The organism is Acinetobacter rongchengensis (assembly GCF_003611475.1).
GTDB lineage: Bacteria > Pseudomonadota > Gammaproteobacteria > Pseudomonadales > Moraxellaceae > Acinetobacter > Acinetobacter rongchengensis.
In genome coordinates, this window is sequence record NZ_RAXT01000010.1 from 73,127 (window position 1) to 88,250 (window position 15,124).

The following is a 15,124-nucleotide window of genomic DNA, read 5'->3' on the forward strand; positions in this document are numbered from 1 at the left end:
ACTTACTTTACAGGCTCAGTCAGTAACCCAACTTGGCTTAAACCCGCATCCTGAAGGGCAGCCATGAGTTTGATGACTTCACCATAAGGGCGTGATTCACTACCATTAATTAACACGGTTAATTGTTTTTTGTCAGTTTCAGCTTGTTTTTGATTTTCCACTAAGACTGCTTTTAACTCGTCTAGTGTCATAACATCATTTTTATGCACTTTGTCTTCGAGTTTAATCGTACCATCAGTCTCTAAAGTGACGATCGTAGGTCTGTCTTCAGATTGAATCGGATTATTATTGGCCTGTGGCAAATCAACTTTTACCCCAGTGGTAATCATGGGTGCTGTAACCATAAAAATAACCAACAAAACCAACATGACGTCGATATACGGTACGACATTCATATCACTCTTTAGTGGTTTTTTGATACGGTCAAAGCGACCTGAGCGTTGGATTGCCATTGTTATTCAGCTTCCTGTGTAGTTCCCACAGACTGACGTTGTAATAGCGCCACCATTTCTTCTGCAAATAATGCTCGATCTGAATAGATTTCTTCACCTTTAGCCGTGTAATGGTTAAATGCCAATACAGCAGGAATTGCAGCGAAAAGACCAATCGCTGTTGCAATCAACGCCTCGGCAATACCAGGAGCAACAGTCGCAAGTGTAACTTGGTCTACTTGAGCTAAGCCAATAAATGCATTCATAATGCCCCAGACGGTACCAAATAAACCGACATAAGGCGCAACTGAGCCTATACTGGCCAAGGCACTTAAACCCTGTTCTAAACGGCTTTGGTCACGGCTTAAACCGACACGTAGAATACGTTCAGTTCCTTCGATCATTGATGAAGTTTCGGCATGGCGTTTTTTGAGCTTTAAAAATTCACTTAAACCTTGGTAAAAAATATCTTCCAAACCGTCACGTTTAGAGTTGAGTTGCGCATTGTTATATAACGTATTCAGTTCAGCGCCAGACCAGAAGATTTTTTGAAAATGATCATCTCCTTGTCTTGCGCGTTTATAGCCCATATGTAACTTGGCAATTAAATACCAACTAAAAACAGATGCCAGTACTAAAACCAACATGACCAATTGAACCACAGGGCTCGCTTGTAAAATTAAATCAGAGATATGCAGAGAAGATTCTAGTTGTGTTGCCATAAGTTACATGTGCCAATAGTATTTTTATTCGTGAGCTAATTCTCGAAGAATTAAATCACGGATTTCGTCAGGAATTCTGCGAGGTTTCATGTCTGTACTTAAACATGCCAATTCTACCTCGCCAGAAGCAAGCATGATTTCACCACGATATATATTTTGTTGCAATACAAATGACGAAGCTTTACATGAAACTACACTTGCTGTAACAGTAATAAGATCATCCATAAGTATAGGGCGTGAATATTTCAATGCAATTTTATGAACCACAAAATTGTAATCTTTTTGATGCCAATAGTGGTCAATACCAGATGCACGTAACCATTCAGTACGAGCGCGCTCCATAAAACGGATATGATTGGCATGATATACGATACCACCAGCATCTGTATCTTCTATATATACACGGATTTGAAATTCAAATTTGTTTGCCATGATGGTGATCCACTTCTTAATTCAGTTTTCTGATTAATCACTTGAATATTGGAAGTATCATTTGAGAGAAATGAGTCTTTCCAATTAAAATTCAAATTATATAATGCGTGGCAGTTTAGCACTCTGATTTTTCAGTCCAATGGCACAAGGTGTCATTTCTTTTTACTGTGAAATATTTTGTCCAAATCTTGTTAGTCTATAGAATGATTGAAGTGATTTATAAATAATAAAATTGAGAAAATGTCTGATGAAGCGATTTATTTATCTATTGATTAGTATGTTATTCGTTTATGGGGTATGGACACATTGGCTTAAGCCCAATAAGGGAATTGAGGATCATCATAATGATCAAATAGTGAATGAGCAAATAAAAACCTTTGATCAATTTACAATTGAAAACTTATCTGCATTTGAAGGCGAATTTCGTGTTTTGTCACGTGAAGACTATAGTATGGGGCGTGAAGCAGAAATTAGCCCTGTAGACTTTGCTTTAGGTTGGGGGAGAATGGCTGAACCTCAAATTTATAAGCAACTTTCTATTCGGCAGAGTAATCGTTGGTATTATTGGCGTTATGAAAATACCCCACCGATTGATGTCAGAGAAATTGAAACACATAGCGCAAATATGCATATGATTCCTGCTAATAAAGACATTGCAAAGCAATTATCTAAAGTGCAGAAAGATGATCTCATTTATTTAAAAGGTCATCTTGTTGAGGTTCGTGCGCAAGATGGTTGGATTTGGCGTAGTTCTTTGACACGTGAAGATACTGGAAATGGTGCTTGTGAATTATTTTTAATTGAAGATATGAGAATTATGGTAAGCAGTTAATATCCAAAATTGTTGAATGAGCTTCGGAAGTTTTAGTCTCCGCCAACTAAATTATTTATATTACTGAAAATAAATAAAGGGAACTTTCAATTATGGGAAAGAAAAATAGAATTTCACAATTATATTTGAATAAACTGGGCATAATTGATGAAATTGTTGAACCGACATTAGAGAATTTAAATCGACTCTTAGAGTTACATGTACAAAATATAGCTTTTGGAAACTTAAATTCTTTTCTCGGTTTAGGCGTGGAGTTAGATATTGCAACATTAGTTGAAAAGATTTTAGTACAAGGTCGAGATGCTTATTGTTTTGAACATCATGTTTTAGTGAAAAATGTTTTGAATGAGCTAGGATATGATACTTTTAATGTACTGTGTCGGGTTTATTATAAAAGTCATCCTACAGAATCACCTGCCAAAACACACTTAGTGACAGTTGTTCGTTTAAATGGTGAGCTGTATTTATTTGATCCAGGCTTCGGAGGAATGACGCCTACAAGTGTTCTTTCGATTCATGCTTTAGAAACATCGCAAGTTACTTTAAATGAGCCATTCCGTCTTATTCAAGTGGCAGACAGTGGGTTAATCGATTCAGCACTTTTCGATATGAAATATATGCTTCAAGTTTGTGTTTTGGGTGAATGGGAAAATGTTTATGCATTCAATCCAGAACAGATCGCTGCTGATTCAGATATTAAAATTGCAAATTGGTTTATGTCTACATATCCCAAGTGCTCATTTACTCGAAACTTAATTTTGTCGATCGTAAAGCAAGATAAACGTTATAATTTTAGCAATGGTGTTTTAAATATTCATAATAAAGACAATGAAACGCAACAACAGATTATAAAGAGTGCCGATGAATTAAAAGAAATTTTTATTTCAATTTTCAAACTTAACCTTGATGCACTCAATATTGATGATGCTATTCATAAATTTCAAGCGCTTTAAAAGAGAGCTTAGATAAATGAACGGCATCATCAATGAGTATTTAAGCCTTTGGCTCAGGTGGTGTCATTCCAAACTGTAAATAAGCTTGATTTGTTGCAATACGCCCACGTGCAGTACGCATTGCATAACCTTGCTGAATTAAATATGGCTCAATCACATCTTCCAATGTACCAGAATCTTCTGCCATCGCAGCTGCTAAAGCTTCTACACCAGCAGGGCCACCATCAAAACGCTCTAATAACATCGATAAATAACGACGGTCTAATGTGTCTAAACCATCTTTATCTACATTCAGCATATCTAAAGCGCGTTGCGCCATTTCTTGTGTAACTTCACCTGTACCTTTGACTTGCGCATAGTCACGTACACGACGTAATAAACGGTTAGCAATACGAGGTGTTCCGCGAGCACGGCGCGCTATTTCTAAAGCACCATCTGCTGTTGTTGGTACATCCATTAAAGAAGCTGAACGTGCAACAATATGGGTTAAATCTTCAACGGAATAAAACTCTAAGCGTTGCACAATCCCGAAACGGTCACGTAAAGGTGAGGTCAATAAACCTGCACGAGTCGTTGCTGCAACCAAAGTAAAAGGGGGCAAATCCAATTTAATAGAACGTGCGCCTGGGCCTTCACCAATCATAATGTCGAGTTGGTAATCTTCCATCGCAGGATAAAGAATTTCTTCAATGACGGGAGAAAGACGATGAATTTCATCGATAAATAAAACATCACCTTCTTCAAGATTGGTCAACATCGCAGCTAAATCACCTGCACGTTCTAGTACTGGACCAGAAGTTGATTTGAGATTTCCACCCATTTCACGTGCAATGATATTGGCCAACGTCGTTTTACCTAAACCCGGCGGGCCAAATATTAGCGTGTGGTCAAGTGCTTCGCCACGACCACGTGCTGCGCCAATAAAAATTTCCATTTGTTCACGAACCACGGGTTGCCCGATATAGTCATCGAGTGAGGTCGGGCGAATGGCACGATCAAAGTGATCTTCTGGTTTTTCAGTACCACTGATTAAACGATCTTGCATGATTGTCTTAATCTATCTTATTTATTCATGGATTTAAGTGCAGCACGAATGATATCACTGGCTTCAGTAAAATCACCTTTCGCAGCATTGACTAATTTCTGTGCTTCCAAAGGCTTATAACCTAAAGATTGTAAAGCAGCCTCAGCTTCTGCAACAGCGGAATTGCCTGTAAATTGAATCTGTTCGACTGTTGAGTTGCTTGGAATTGTAGTTGATGACATGGCTTTAAAACGATCACGTAATTCAATCATTAAACGTTCAGCAGTTTTTTTCCCCACTCCCGGTACTTTCACAAGGGTATTTACATCTTCATGTTCAACCGTATGAATGAGCATTTCTACACTTAAGGTTGAAAGAATACCCAAAGCCATTTTCGGGCCTACGCCGTTTACTTTTAGAAGCGTACGGAAAATGGTTTTCTCTTGAGCATTTGAAAATCCATACAACAGCTGAGCATCTTCACGAACAGCCAAATGTGTCCATAGCGTGACTTTTTGACCTTTTTGTAACTGGCAAAAAGTTGAAAGTGGCGTGTCAATTTCATAACCCACACCATTTACATTTAACAGTACAGTCGGTGCTTCTAATGCAAAGACTTCACCAATAAGACATCCGATCATGAATATTGTTCACTTTTAAAAATTGTATAACTAAGTTGCTTGAAAACTTAGTTTGTTTATTGAATGTTCTGAGTATAGCGAAAACTATGCACGATCTATACTCAAAAAGGTTTGGATGATTTAAAAGAAACCAACTTTATTGCCTTGTAATTCTTGCGCTAAGTTATAGGCCTGATGGTCTGAAAATTTACTGACAATATCCAAAACTTGCATAATATTGTCATAGTGATCATCACTAAAACGTGCACCAAAACGTTCTAAAATCGACATGAGGCGACCATCTTTAAAGCTTAAGGTTTTATTGGGTGTGGTCAATGGAATAAATGCATCAAGAATATGTTGCAAACTTTGATGTGCAATAATTTCTAAACCAGATTTTTGTGGATGCTCAAAAATCTTTTCACGTGCAAGATTTTTCGCACGATCAATCCCAATTTCAATGTCTTGGGCGCAATATTGCAACAGCGAACCTTTTAATTGACCTGATAAAATTTGAAAATGGTGTCGTGCAAAAGCAGTGGTCACTTCATCGACTAAACGTTTCATCACACGACCACGCAAAGCAGCAATTTTTTGTTGCCATGTGGTATATGGCATGCTGAGTTCAGAAGGTATTCCAAAATCGCCAATCAAATCTAGAAAAATAGGCTCAACTTCTTCATAAGACAGCATATTCAAAATAATGCCATCTTCTAAATCAATCAGTGCATAACAAATATCATCCGCAGCTTCTAAAAGATAGGTCAGAGGATGACGACAGTAATGATATTCACCGAGCTGAATGAGGCCAAGTTGATCTGCAATTTGTTTAAGAATGTCTTTTTCAGCTTGGTAACAACCAAACTTTGCACGTTTATTTGCAGGTGTATCCCCCTGAGATTCAATGGTTTTGGAAAGCCAAGGATACTTTAAGTAAGCCCCTAACGTTGCGTAAGTAAGGCGCATCCCGCCATCATTAGGATGGTAATCAATTTTTGTTAGCAGTCTTAACCCTTGTGCATTGCCTTCGAATTGGCGCACATCGGCTTGTTGTTCTGGACTCAAATCTTTAAGAAAGTCGGTATGTGATGCATCATCAAACCATTCTCGAACCGCGTATTCACCTGCATGCCCAAAAGGGGGATTACCAATATCATGTGCTAAACATGCAGCTTGAATGATCGCACCGACATCGGCAGGGGAAATCCACATAGGTAATTCATCTTTAATTTTCTCGGCAGCCAACATGCCTAATGAACGGCCAATACACGAAACTTCTAGTGAATGCGTTAAGCGGGTATGGATACCATCATGTTGTGTTAGTGGATGAACTTGCGTTTTACGATTCAGTTGTCGAAAGCTTTGTGAAAATATAATACGGTCATAATCTTTATGAAAAGGGCTACGTGCCTGTTCTGTATTTTGTTTTTTACTGCCCATTCGAACTGTTGAAAGGAGTTCTAACCAACGCATTTGAGTCATTTATCGTTATTCAGTTATTGCTTATTTGCATCATGCCAAATTTATGGTGAATGTTCTAGGGGAGAGCGACATAAGTTGTCTTTGTGCTAATGTTTTTCAAATAAATGAGCAATATTCAAAAACTCCACTTTATAAGTGTTTTGCATGTTTAATGTGCTTATTATGGAAATCCGCTAGGAATAAATACATGAGAAATTGCTAAACATAAAAGGGAAGTTAAAATCAATATTGTAAATTGCTTATATCGATCATTGGGTAAATTTAATTTTGTTAACCATTTGGGATAGATGAGACCTACAAAGGCGAGCAATCCTAAGCAGATAAACGATATTGAAAATAGGTAAAAACAAAACTGAGTCAACATCGTTTCTTTATCAATCATAATTAATCTTCTTATTTTGTGAGCGCTTCTTCATTAAGAAAACCTTTGATCTTAGTAAGTTGCTGAAGTTTACCATTTCTATATATAGCTCTTTCAAGCCACATATAAGATTGTTCGTTTGGACTTGTTGACGGGCCATGAATCAATGGACTGGTATTAGTAGTATGTCCTATAACAACAAATTTTGTTTTTCCTGAAGCATATAAATTCTTAGACCAGTTGCTTGCTAAGTTGTTTGCTACTTTGGGATTTTCAGCTGTTTTACAGCCATGAATTTCTACTTTTAGATTAGTTGTAAAAACATCTGATTTGAATGACTTTAAATCAGATGTTTTAAATGTTTGGTTATTAAAGAAATAACGCCACCACCAATATTTATTCATTGAAGAATTGTTATCACCCTGTCTTACAGAAACCATATATAGTGAATTTTCGCCGCCGTGCGTGAATATATCGAGTGAGCGAATACTATTTACAGGTTGTCTATTAATTAGATCAATGAGGTCTTGTTTTACTTTAATTTCTCGAATGTAAATATTGTATTTCTCACCTTCTTTGGCTTTATACATTCTTTGCAAATTATTGGAAGCATCTAGAAAAGTATTGTTATCACTTTTACTATACGCTCCACCATAGACAATAATTCTATTTTTGCGATTAACCGTTATTTTTTGAGTTGAACCCTTTCTTTGATTAGTCGATGCTGTTCCTGTTGGAGGAATCATTCGTTATTCCTTGTTAATCATTAACTCAGCATCATCACCTAGCCATATTCTCAATTCGCTACTTACGTTAGTTGTAATTCTCGGTGTTTTTCCATCAAAATCAGTCATACCTTGATAGATTTTACCTTCTACAGTTTCAATATAAAAAGTTGTGTTAGACAGATATTGACTATTTTGATCGACAGCAATAATTTGCTCATCAAATACTTCATTTTGTTTTGGTAATTCATTTGAATGACTTATTCTAGTGCCTATATTTATACCACCATCACGTACTACTAAATCTTGATTTTTAATATATTTTGCACCACAAGTTGACGAGTCACCATCGCCCACAATTGTTCGTGAGCCAACCATCATAAAACCAGTATTGGAAGCGATCGCGTAAGAAATAACTTTACATTGAGGGCAAAAATGTTTCATACCATCTAAATGGACAGCTTTGCCCTGAACGATAAATGAGTCATCTGCTTCATGAATAATTCCGCCATGATTGGTCGTACAACCTCTTGTTATTAATGCTTTCATTTTTTAATCATCTTATTTTTTAAATTTATCTTTATGTGTATTTTATTATTTCTAATTAAAATTTACAATTAGAAAAATTCAGTGGTACAAACATCTCTAAATAATTTAACGAGTACAAAAGAGTATTCATCAACAGATAAATTTATCTCTATAAATTATGTAATTAGGATCTGAGTTTTTGTATGAATTAAACAATGAACAACATATCAATAATGCTGTTCATTGTTTGTTAGTTATAAATTAAATTGAAATTAGGCTAGAAAAATTAAGCAACAATGGTAACAATATTGGTTGTTGCTCTGAGCCCATCCAAAAACTTTTTACCATCACGTAAATCAAGGTTTAAATTGAGTTGATCTAAAACTTTAGGGTCTTGGATATCGACTCCGCTACGTTCTAGGGTTCCTAAGAGATCTGCAAGAAATCGGGTTCTTGCAATCGGGTTTGTTTCTAGTTTCTTTTGTAAAGCTTTCATATCATTCATTATTTTATTCCTTTTTAAAACTAAGTTATGATTTCCTCTACAACAGACGTCGCCTTGTCTATACCTAATAACTCAACGACGATTTCAAGTGCATGAGAGACTTTTTCCTTCTCATACTCCGAAATAACGTGCAATATTTCAGTACATATTGCTTTATCTTTAAAAATGGCATTGCATAAACTACATGGCCCGACTACGTCTTGAGCCTGAGGGAGCTGCTTATATAGATGCGGTGCTCGGCTATGTAAAATTGAATACAATTCTCCAAAGCCTTGCCTTTTCATAATTCGAAACAGTAATGAGCCTTCGACTTTTTCCCAAATTTCTCTTAAAGATAGATCATGGGCATTGCCTACTTTTATACCAGGCGTGGCTCGATTAAATGTGGAACAGCATGGGTAAACCGAACCATCATGCCAAATGACAATGTCGTGATTGACTCTGCGATAGCAGCAAAGATCCTCTGTGTCTAACGACAAACCATACAGTTGTTGGGTAATGTCCCATTTTTTTGCCATTCCGACTTTTGCAACATATTTGGTCAATAAAGAAACTTTCGGTAAATCAATTGCTTCAGGTAAAAAAGATTCTAATGATTCATGAATACTGTTAAATGTCCCTACAACATAAGTTGCAATACCTAGTTCGCTTGCCGCACGGACAGCATTCATAACAATAGCTTTGTCTACAAATTTCATGTGACTTGGGTCGTGGCTAATATTGAGCCGAATTAATCCTTTATTTTTTAAATAACCCAATAACTCCTTACTATAAGCATCATCTACAGCCCAATGTGCTGCAGTTGCAATGGTAAAGGGGAGATGCACTTCGTGCAGTACATCGGCTAAAGCACAAATTTCTTCAGGGAACAGTAAAGGTTCACCACCAGTAAAGCCAACAGATGAAAATGTATCGAGCTCAGCGGCTTCTCTGATCAGCCTTTCAGCCAACTCAAAAGACATTTTTTCTTTACGGTTTGGATGACAACCATAGCAACAAAAGTCGCAAGCAAGAGCGCATTTCATGGTGTAGTTTAAAACTAAAACATCGTTTTCTTTTCCTTCCCAATCATGCACTTCAGTTGGAATCCATTCTTTTAATTTAAGTTTTTTCATCATTATTCTGACTTAAAAAGCGCCGAATCAATGGCGGTAATTTAAACTAGACGATTTATTTAATATGCATGTTATTAAATTGTATGGTTGATATATTTTTTTGAAATTAAGAAATTATATTTAATGTGCTTTTGAAGTTATTTAAAACAATGGTTATATTTTATTAATAATATTATTTGTGTTAATAATATTATTATTTGCTTTATATGGGTGTTGTTTGTGTGATTTTAAAATTTTGTTTTAATGGTTGTGTTATTTTTACATTTCATAATTAAATATGAAATTTATTATTTATTTTTTGTTTTTTCTTTAATGGTAAGTAGGTGTAAATTTTATATAGTATGTTTTTTTTATTTAATAACATTGGTTTAATTTTTTTAATCTTATTTTTTAAAGATGGTATTTTAATTTTATGTTATTTAAGATTTTATTGGGGTGTATTAAAAATTGTCTTTAAGTATTTAAGCATATTTTAGATAAGAAAATAAGTTGAAAATTAAATATTCTATATTTTATAAGTGTTTATGATTTTGGGTTTATCTGGTTTTTTTAATTTTTGGGGATGTTTAGGTGTATTCTTAATATGATAGAGAATATCGGAAAAAATGATGAAAAGCTGAATTTGATAAAAAGTGAACATTTTGATGAGTCGACGTGATTTAAGTTTAAACATTTGAACATTGCAGTCACTTTTGGCTGAATTGCTCTCGTATTGTCTAAATATTTGTTACTATTTGCATTGAAATTAAAGCAATAAGCGTAAAAGCAAGTACTTGCGGGAAAAAAATCTCCCATTTTTAAAGTGGATATGACTAGCTGAAAATCTGCTTTCACAGTAGAATATGCGCTCTCTTCAAGTCACATTGAGGTAGGTTGCCTAATACCTGCCCGTGGAGCCAAAAACAGCATGTTTATCATTGCCGGTGCACCCGCACATTCTTCTTTTAAGCAAACACAACTATTAACACGTTTATCGTCTATCAGTTCTGTTCAATCAATAGAAAGCCAATGGGTCTATCTGTTTGACCAAGCGCTCAACGAGCAACAACAGCAATCTGCTTTACAGCTGTTAAATGATGGGACAAGCTTCCAAATTCGCCAAGCTGCAAAAGATGAAGTCCAAATTTTAGTGACACCGCGTGTGGGTACAATTTCGCCGTGGTCATCTAAGGCAACTGATATTTTTGCTAACTGTAATACACCGATACACCGCCTTGAACGCGGTGTTTTGTTTACTTTAAAAGGGATTTCAGAAGTTTCTGACCAAGTCAAACAAATCCTGCATGACCGTATGACGGAAAGTGTGTTTAATCAAGTAGATGAGGCGGCTGCATTATTTTCTGAAACAGCACCGAAACCTTTAAACTCGATTGATATTTTAGGTCAGGGTAAAGACGCTTTGGTTAAAGCCAATTCTGAGTTTGGTTTTGCATTGTCAGATGAAGAAATTGATTATTTAACAGCTGCATTTAATAAATTAGGGCGTAATCCAAACGATATCGAACTGATGATGTTTGCTCAAGCAAACTCTGAGCATTGTCGTCATAAAATCTTTGGTTCTGAATGGACAATTGATGGTGAAGTTCAACCATTGTCATTGTTCCAAATGATTAAAAACACGTATAAAGAATCACCTACAGATGTATTGTCAGCATATAAAGACAATGCTTCAGTGATTGTTGGTTTTGACACACAACGTTTCTATCCGAAAAAAGATGAAGCAACAGGTCATCACGTTTATAAATACAAAAGCCAAGCTGCCCACATTTTAATGAAAGTGGAAACCCACAACCATCCAACAGCAATTGCACCATTTGCAGGTGCTGCGACTGGTTCAGGTGGTGAGATTCGTGATGAAGGTGCGACAGGGCGTGGTGGTAAACCTAAAGCAGGTTTAACAGGCTTTACTGTTTCAAACTTAAATATCCCAGGTTTTGAACAACCTTGGGAAGAAAATTACGGTAAACCATCTCGTATGGCGTCTCCTTTACAGATTATGATTGATGGTCCTTTAGGGGGGGCGGCATTTAATAACGAGTTTGGTCGTCCTGCACTCAATGGTTACTTCCGTACTTTTGAACAAAATGTTAATGGTGATGTAAAAGGTTTCCATAAACCGATCATGATCGCGGGTGGTTACGGGAATATTCGTCCTGACCACGTAGAAAAAGATGCAATTCAACCCGGTGATTTACTCATCGTTCTCGGCGGCCCTGCAATGCTGATTGGTTTGGGTGGTGGAGCAGCATCTTCTGTAGATAGCGGTAAATTGGGTGAAAACCTAGACTTCGCTTCTGTACAACGCGAAAACCCTGAAATGGAGCGCCGTTGTCAAGAAGTAATCGACGCATGTTGGAGAATGGAAGATTTCAACCCAATCGTGTCTGTACATGATGTGGGTGCGGGTGGTATTTCCAATGCAATGCCTGAACTGGTAAATGACCATGAACTTGGTGCAATCCTTGATCTTCGTAAGATTCCATCACTTGAGCCTGGTATGTCTCCAATGGAAATCTGGTCTAATGAAGCTCAAGAACGTTATGTCTTAGCGATTCATCCAAGTTCTTTAGAATTATTTGAATCAATCTGTGCACGTGAACGTTGCCCATTTGCAGTACTGGGTGAAGCAACCGAAGCACGTCAATTGACAGTGAATGATCCATTATTCGACAACAAAGCTGTTGATATGCCAATGCAAGTCATGCTTGGTGGCACACCTCGTATGAGTCGTGCATATGAAACGGTAGAGCGTAAAGGTGATGCTTTTGATGCATCTAAAGTCGATTTAAAAGATGCGATTTTCCGTGTACTTAAAAATCCAACAGTTGCATCAAAATCATTCTTGATTACGATTGGCGACCGTTCAATTACGGGTATGGTTGCACGTGACCAAATGGTTGGACCTTGGCAAGTTCCTGTAGCAGATGCTGCGGTAACTACAACAAGCTTGCAAGGTTATACAGGCGAAGCAATGGCAATGGGTGAACGTCCACCTGTGGCATTGTTGAATCCTGCTGCTTCAGCACGTTTGGCGGTTGCAGAAGCGATTAGCAATATCATGTGTGCTAATATTGAACAGATCAGCGACATTAAATTGTCTGCGAACTGGATGGCAGCAGCAGGTCAAAAAGGTGAAGATCAAGCCTTGTTTGAGGGCGTAAAAGCCATTGGTATGGAAATGTGTCCAGCTTTAGGGATTGCTATTCCTGTAGGTAAAGACTCATTGTCAATGCGTACCACTTGGAATGATGAAGGTGAAGACAAATCAGTTACTTCACCAATGTCAGGTGTGATTACAGCCTTTGCACCAGTATTAGATGTACGTAAAACATTGACACCTGAATTGAAGAATGAAGATTCAGTCTTGGTACGTATCGATTTATCAAAAGGTCAGTTCCGCTTAGGTGGTTCAATCCTTGCACAAGTCTATAAAGCGATTGGCTCAGTTACACCTGATGTCGACAGTTTTGATGACTTCAAAGCATTCTTTGCATTGGTACAAGATTGGAACAACCGTGGTCTAATCAAGGCATACCATGACATTGGTGACGGTGGCTTATTGGCGACTGTTGCAGAAATGATGTTTGCTTCACGTTTAGGTGTTGCTTTAGACGATCAAACGACTGAAAGCTTATTCGCGGAAGAAATTGGCGCAGTATTACAGATTAGCCAAGCAGATTGGACCAACTTAAAAGCAGAAGTTGCGACTTCAAGTTTAAGAGATGCTATTGCTGTTGTGGGTACAGTCAACAATTCAGATCAGTTGTCTGTGAATGGCTTGGTGTTGGATCGTGCTGAATTACAACAAGCATGGACTGAAGTTTCTCATCAAATCCAACGCTTACGTGACAACGTAGAAACAGCGGATTCTGAATTTGCCTTAATTAGCGATAAAAATCATAAAGGTATTATTGCTTTACCTACATTCGATTTAAATGAGCCAGTGGAAGCACCGTATATCAACGAACGTCGCCCGAATATGGTGATTTTGCGTGAACAAGGTGTCAATGGTCATGTCGAAATGGCAGCAGCATTTGACAGAGTTGGTTTTAACACTGTCGATGTTCACATGAGTGATTTACTTGCTGGTCGTGTAGATTTAGACGATTTTGAAGGTCTAGTTGCATGCGGTGGTTTCTCATACGGTGACGTCATGGGCGCGGGTGGTGGTTGGGCGAAATCAGTGTTATTCAATCCAAAACTACGTGATCAGTTTGAAAAATTCTTTAATCGTGACAATACTTTCTCAGTAGGTATTTGTAATGGTTGTCAAATGTTGGCACAACTTGCACCACTTATTCCGGGTGCTGACAACTGGCCACGTTTCCGCCGCAATACTTCAGAAGTATTTGAAGCACGTGTTGTGAATGTTAAAGTTGAAAAATCACCATCGATTCTTTTAGAAGGTATGGAAGGTTCAATTTTACCAATCGCCGTGGCACATGGTGAGGGGCGTGCAGAGACTTCTGCTGAAAACTTTGCATCGTTGAATGCGGGCAATCAAGTGATCTTACGCTATGTAGACAGCTTGGGTAATGCGACACAACAATATCCGTTGAACCCGAATGGTTCACCTGAGGCGATATCAGGTGTGACGTCTAAAGATGGTCGTGCAACGATTATGATGCCGCACCCTGAGCGTAACTTCCGTGCGATTCAGCACTCTTGGAAACCTGAAGAATGGACTGAAGATGGTGCATGGTTACGTATGTTCCGTAATGCACGTAAGTTTATTGGTTAATTAGAACAGATTAAATTGATTAAAAGCCCCGTAAGGGGCTTTTTTGTTTTTGAATATATTTACCTGAGGAGAAGTTGTGTTGTCATTCTTTGTTGGGCAGTATTATAAAATGAGCATTTCCTTATATATATTTAAAAAATAACAAATAAATTGCGTAGCTGATACCTCGCTTTTCAGGGGGTAATAAGTACTAAAGCCCTTTGTTGGACGACTGATGCGTCCTATATCCTTGCCTAACGGCGACGTTCATGCCACCACTATCTATGATTAAATGATGAAATAAACAAAAGTAATTTAATTTATATCAAGTTAAGTTTATGAATGAATGTTAGATAATTTTCGTTACAGTTAATGAGTTGGTTTAATTATTGCTTATCCTATATTGTCTATAAAAAGATCAATGTTTTGCCCCAACAATGTTTCATCATGTAGCAAGAATGAGGTGATAAAATGATAAGAACAGTCAATTATTCAAGTGTTGATCGTATTGCCATGCGCCATAAAGGCTGGAAATGGTTTGGTGTGGTTTTAAGTTTGCAAATATTGATGGTTTTTGCTGCTTACTTTATAAGATAAGGTCTAATCGTTTATTTGAGTTGAACAGTCGGTTAGTTATTTATGATCATTTCTCTCAATGGATTGTTTAATTAAGT

General features: G+C 37.2%; 14 protein-coding genes. 4 read left to right on the forward strand and 10 right to left on the reverse strand.

Annotated elements, in window-relative coordinates; all coding sequences use genetic code 11:
* Positions 1-2: 2 nt before the first annotated feature.
* The 3 genes from tolR to ybgC are packed head-to-tail and all read right to left on the reverse strand — an operon-like array spanning position 3 to position 1,585.
* Positions 3-452 carry a protein TolR gene (tolR, locus tag D7V20_RS07470; RefSeq protein WP_120383684.1) on the reverse strand — a complete coding sequence of 150 codons (450 nt, stop codon included), beginning with the start codon at positions 450-452 and terminating at the stop codon, positions 3-5.
* Between the two features lie 2 nt (positions 453-454).
* A complete protein-coding gene (gene tolQ, locus D7V20_RS07475; protein ID WP_120383685.1) occupies positions 455-1,153 on the reverse strand; it encodes a protein TolQ in 699 nt (232 codons plus the stop codon).
* A gap of 24 nt (positions 1,154-1,177) precedes the next feature.
* Positions 1,178-1,585: a tol-pal system-associated acyl-CoA thioesterase gene (gene ybgC / locus D7V20_RS07480; protein ID WP_120383686.1), complete on the reverse strand. Its 408-nt coding sequence runs from the start codon at positions 1,583-1,585 to the stop codon at positions 1,178-1,180.
* Positions 1,586-1,832: 247 nt separating this feature from the next.
* Here ybgC and D7V20_RS07485 point away from each other — a divergent pair, with 247 nt between their 5' ends.
* Both D7V20_RS07485 and D7V20_RS07490 read left to right on the forward strand, forming a co-directional pair.
* The gene (locus D7V20_RS07485; RefSeq protein WP_120383687.1) at positions 1,833-2,417 is read left to right on the forward strand and encodes a hypothetical protein; all 585 of its coding nucleotides are present in this window, start codon (positions 1,833-1,835) and stop codon (positions 2,415-2,417) included.
* A 92-nt stretch (positions 2,418-2,509) separates the two neighbouring features.
* Positions 2,510-3,370, forward strand: coding sequence for an arylamine N-acetyltransferase family protein (locus tag D7V20_RS07490; protein ID WP_120383688.1), 861 nt, complete (start codon positions 2,510-2,512; stop codon positions 3,368-3,370).
* Positions 3,371-3,410: 40 nt separating this feature from the next.
* Here the strand turns inward: D7V20_RS07490 and ruvB are convergent, their stop codons facing one another.
* From ruvB to D7V20_RS07525, 7 genes are all read right to left on the reverse strand, one after another.
* Entirely contained in the window at positions 3,411-4,415 is a 1,005-nt protein-coding gene (ruvB, locus tag D7V20_RS07495; protein WP_120383689.1) for a Holliday junction branch migration DNA helicase RuvB, read from the reverse strand.
* Positions 4,416-4,432: 17 nt separating this feature from the next.
* Positions 4,433-5,035, reverse strand: a complete 603-nt coding sequence (ruvA, locus tag D7V20_RS07500; protein WP_120383690.1) for a Holliday junction branch migration protein RuvA — start codon at positions 5,033-5,035, stop codon at positions 4,433-4,435.
* Positions 5,036-5,155: 120 nt separating this feature from the next.
* Positions 5,156-6,496, reverse strand: coding sequence for a deoxyguanosinetriphosphate triphosphohydrolase (locus D7V20_RS07505; RefSeq protein WP_120383691.1), 1,341 nt, complete (start codon positions 6,494-6,496; stop codon positions 5,156-5,158).
* Positions 6,497-6,889: 393 nt separating this feature from the next.
* On the reverse strand, positions 6,890-7,603 hold the full coding sequence (locus D7V20_RS07510) for a hypothetical protein (protein ID WP_120383692.1): 714 nt from the start codon (positions 7,601-7,603) through the stop codon (positions 6,890-6,892).
* 3 nt (positions 7,604-7,606) lie between these two features.
* Complete coding sequence (locus D7V20_RS07515; protein WP_120383693.1) at positions 7,607-8,131, reverse strand: PAAR domain-containing protein; 525 nt, start codon at positions 8,129-8,131, stop codon at positions 7,607-7,609.
* A 265-nt stretch (positions 8,132-8,396) separates the two neighbouring features.
* Positions 8,397-8,615: a hypothetical protein gene (locus D7V20_RS07520; RefSeq protein WP_120383694.1), complete on the reverse strand. Its 219-nt coding sequence runs from the start codon at positions 8,613-8,615 to the stop codon at positions 8,397-8,399.
* Positions 8,616-8,635: 20 nt separating this feature from the next.
* The gene (locus D7V20_RS07525; protein ID WP_120383695.1) at positions 8,636-9,733 is read right to left on the reverse strand and encodes a radical SAM/SPASM domain-containing protein; all 1,098 of its coding nucleotides are present in this window, start codon (positions 9,731-9,733) and stop codon (positions 8,636-8,638) included.
* A 904-nt stretch (positions 9,734-10,637) separates the two neighbouring features.
* On the opposite strand from D7V20_RS07525, the gene purL reads away from it, so the two are divergent.
* Positions 10,638-14,471: a phosphoribosylformylglycinamidine synthase gene (gene purL, locus D7V20_RS07530; protein ID WP_120383696.1), complete on the forward strand. Its 3,834-nt coding sequence runs from the start codon at positions 10,638-10,640 to the stop codon at positions 14,469-14,471.
* A 450-nt stretch (positions 14,472-14,921) separates the two neighbouring features.
* On the forward strand, positions 14,922-15,047 hold the full coding sequence (locus D7V20_RS20295; protein ID WP_268877889.1) for a KGW motif small protein: 126 nt from the start codon (positions 14,922-14,924) through the stop codon (positions 15,045-15,047).
* The last annotated feature ends 77 nt before the right edge of the window (positions 15,048-15,124 follow it).

What these genes read in the sequence shown, in the direction of transcription:
- tolR (WP_120383684.1), bottom strand. Translation starts at nt 452, where the DNA reads ATGGCAATCCAACGCTCAGGTCGCTTTGACCGTATCAAAAAACCACTA.
- D7V20_RS07520 (WP_120383694.1), bottom strand. Translation starts at nt 8,615, where the DNA reads ATGAATGATATGAAAGCTTTACAAAAGAAACTAGAAACAAACCCGATT.
- D7V20_RS07490 (WP_120383688.1), top strand. Translation starts at nt 2,510, where the DNA reads ATGGGAAAGAAAAATAGAATTTCACAATTATATTTGAATAAACTGGGC.
- D7V20_RS07525 (WP_120383695.1), bottom strand. Translation starts at nt 9,733, where the DNA reads ATGATGAAAAAACTTAAATTAAAAGAATGGATTCCAACTGAAGTGCAT.
- D7V20_RS07510 (WP_120383692.1), bottom strand. Translation starts at nt 7,603, where the DNA reads ATGATTCCTCCAACAGGAACAGCATCGACTAATCAAAGAAAGGGTTCA.
- D7V20_RS07485 (WP_120383687.1), top strand. Translation starts at nt 1,833, where the DNA reads ATGAAGCGATTTATTTATCTATTGATTAGTATGTTATTCGTTTATGGG.
- D7V20_RS07505 (WP_120383691.1), bottom strand. Translation starts at nt 6,496, where the DNA reads ATGACTCAAATGCGTTGGTTAGAACTCCTTTCAACAGTTCGAATGGGC.
- ruvA (WP_120383690.1), bottom strand. Translation starts at nt 5,035, where the DNA reads ATGATCGGATGTCTTATTGGTGAAGTCTTTGCATTAGAAGCACCGACT.
- D7V20_RS20295 (WP_268877889.1), top strand. Translation starts at nt 14,922, where the DNA reads ATGATAAGAACAGTCAATTATTCAAGTGTTGATCGTATTGCCATGCGC.
- ruvB (WP_120383689.1), bottom strand. Translation starts at nt 4,415, where the DNA reads ATGCAAGATCGTTTAATCAGTGGTACTGAAAAACCAGAAGATCACTTT.
- D7V20_RS07515 (WP_120383693.1), bottom strand. Translation starts at nt 8,131, where the DNA reads ATGAAAGCATTAATAACAAGAGGTTGTACGACCAATCATGGCGGAATT.
- purL (WP_120383696.1), top strand. Translation starts at nt 10,638, where the DNA reads ATGTTTATCATTGCCGGTGCACCCGCACATTCTTCTTTTAAGCAAACA.
- ybgC (WP_120383686.1), bottom strand. Translation starts at nt 1,585, where the DNA reads ATGGCAAACAAATTTGAATTTCAAATCCGTGTATATATAGAAGATACA.
- tolQ (WP_120383685.1), bottom strand. Translation starts at nt 1,153, where the DNA reads ATGGCAACACAACTAGAATCTTCTCTGCATATCTCTGATTTAATTTTA.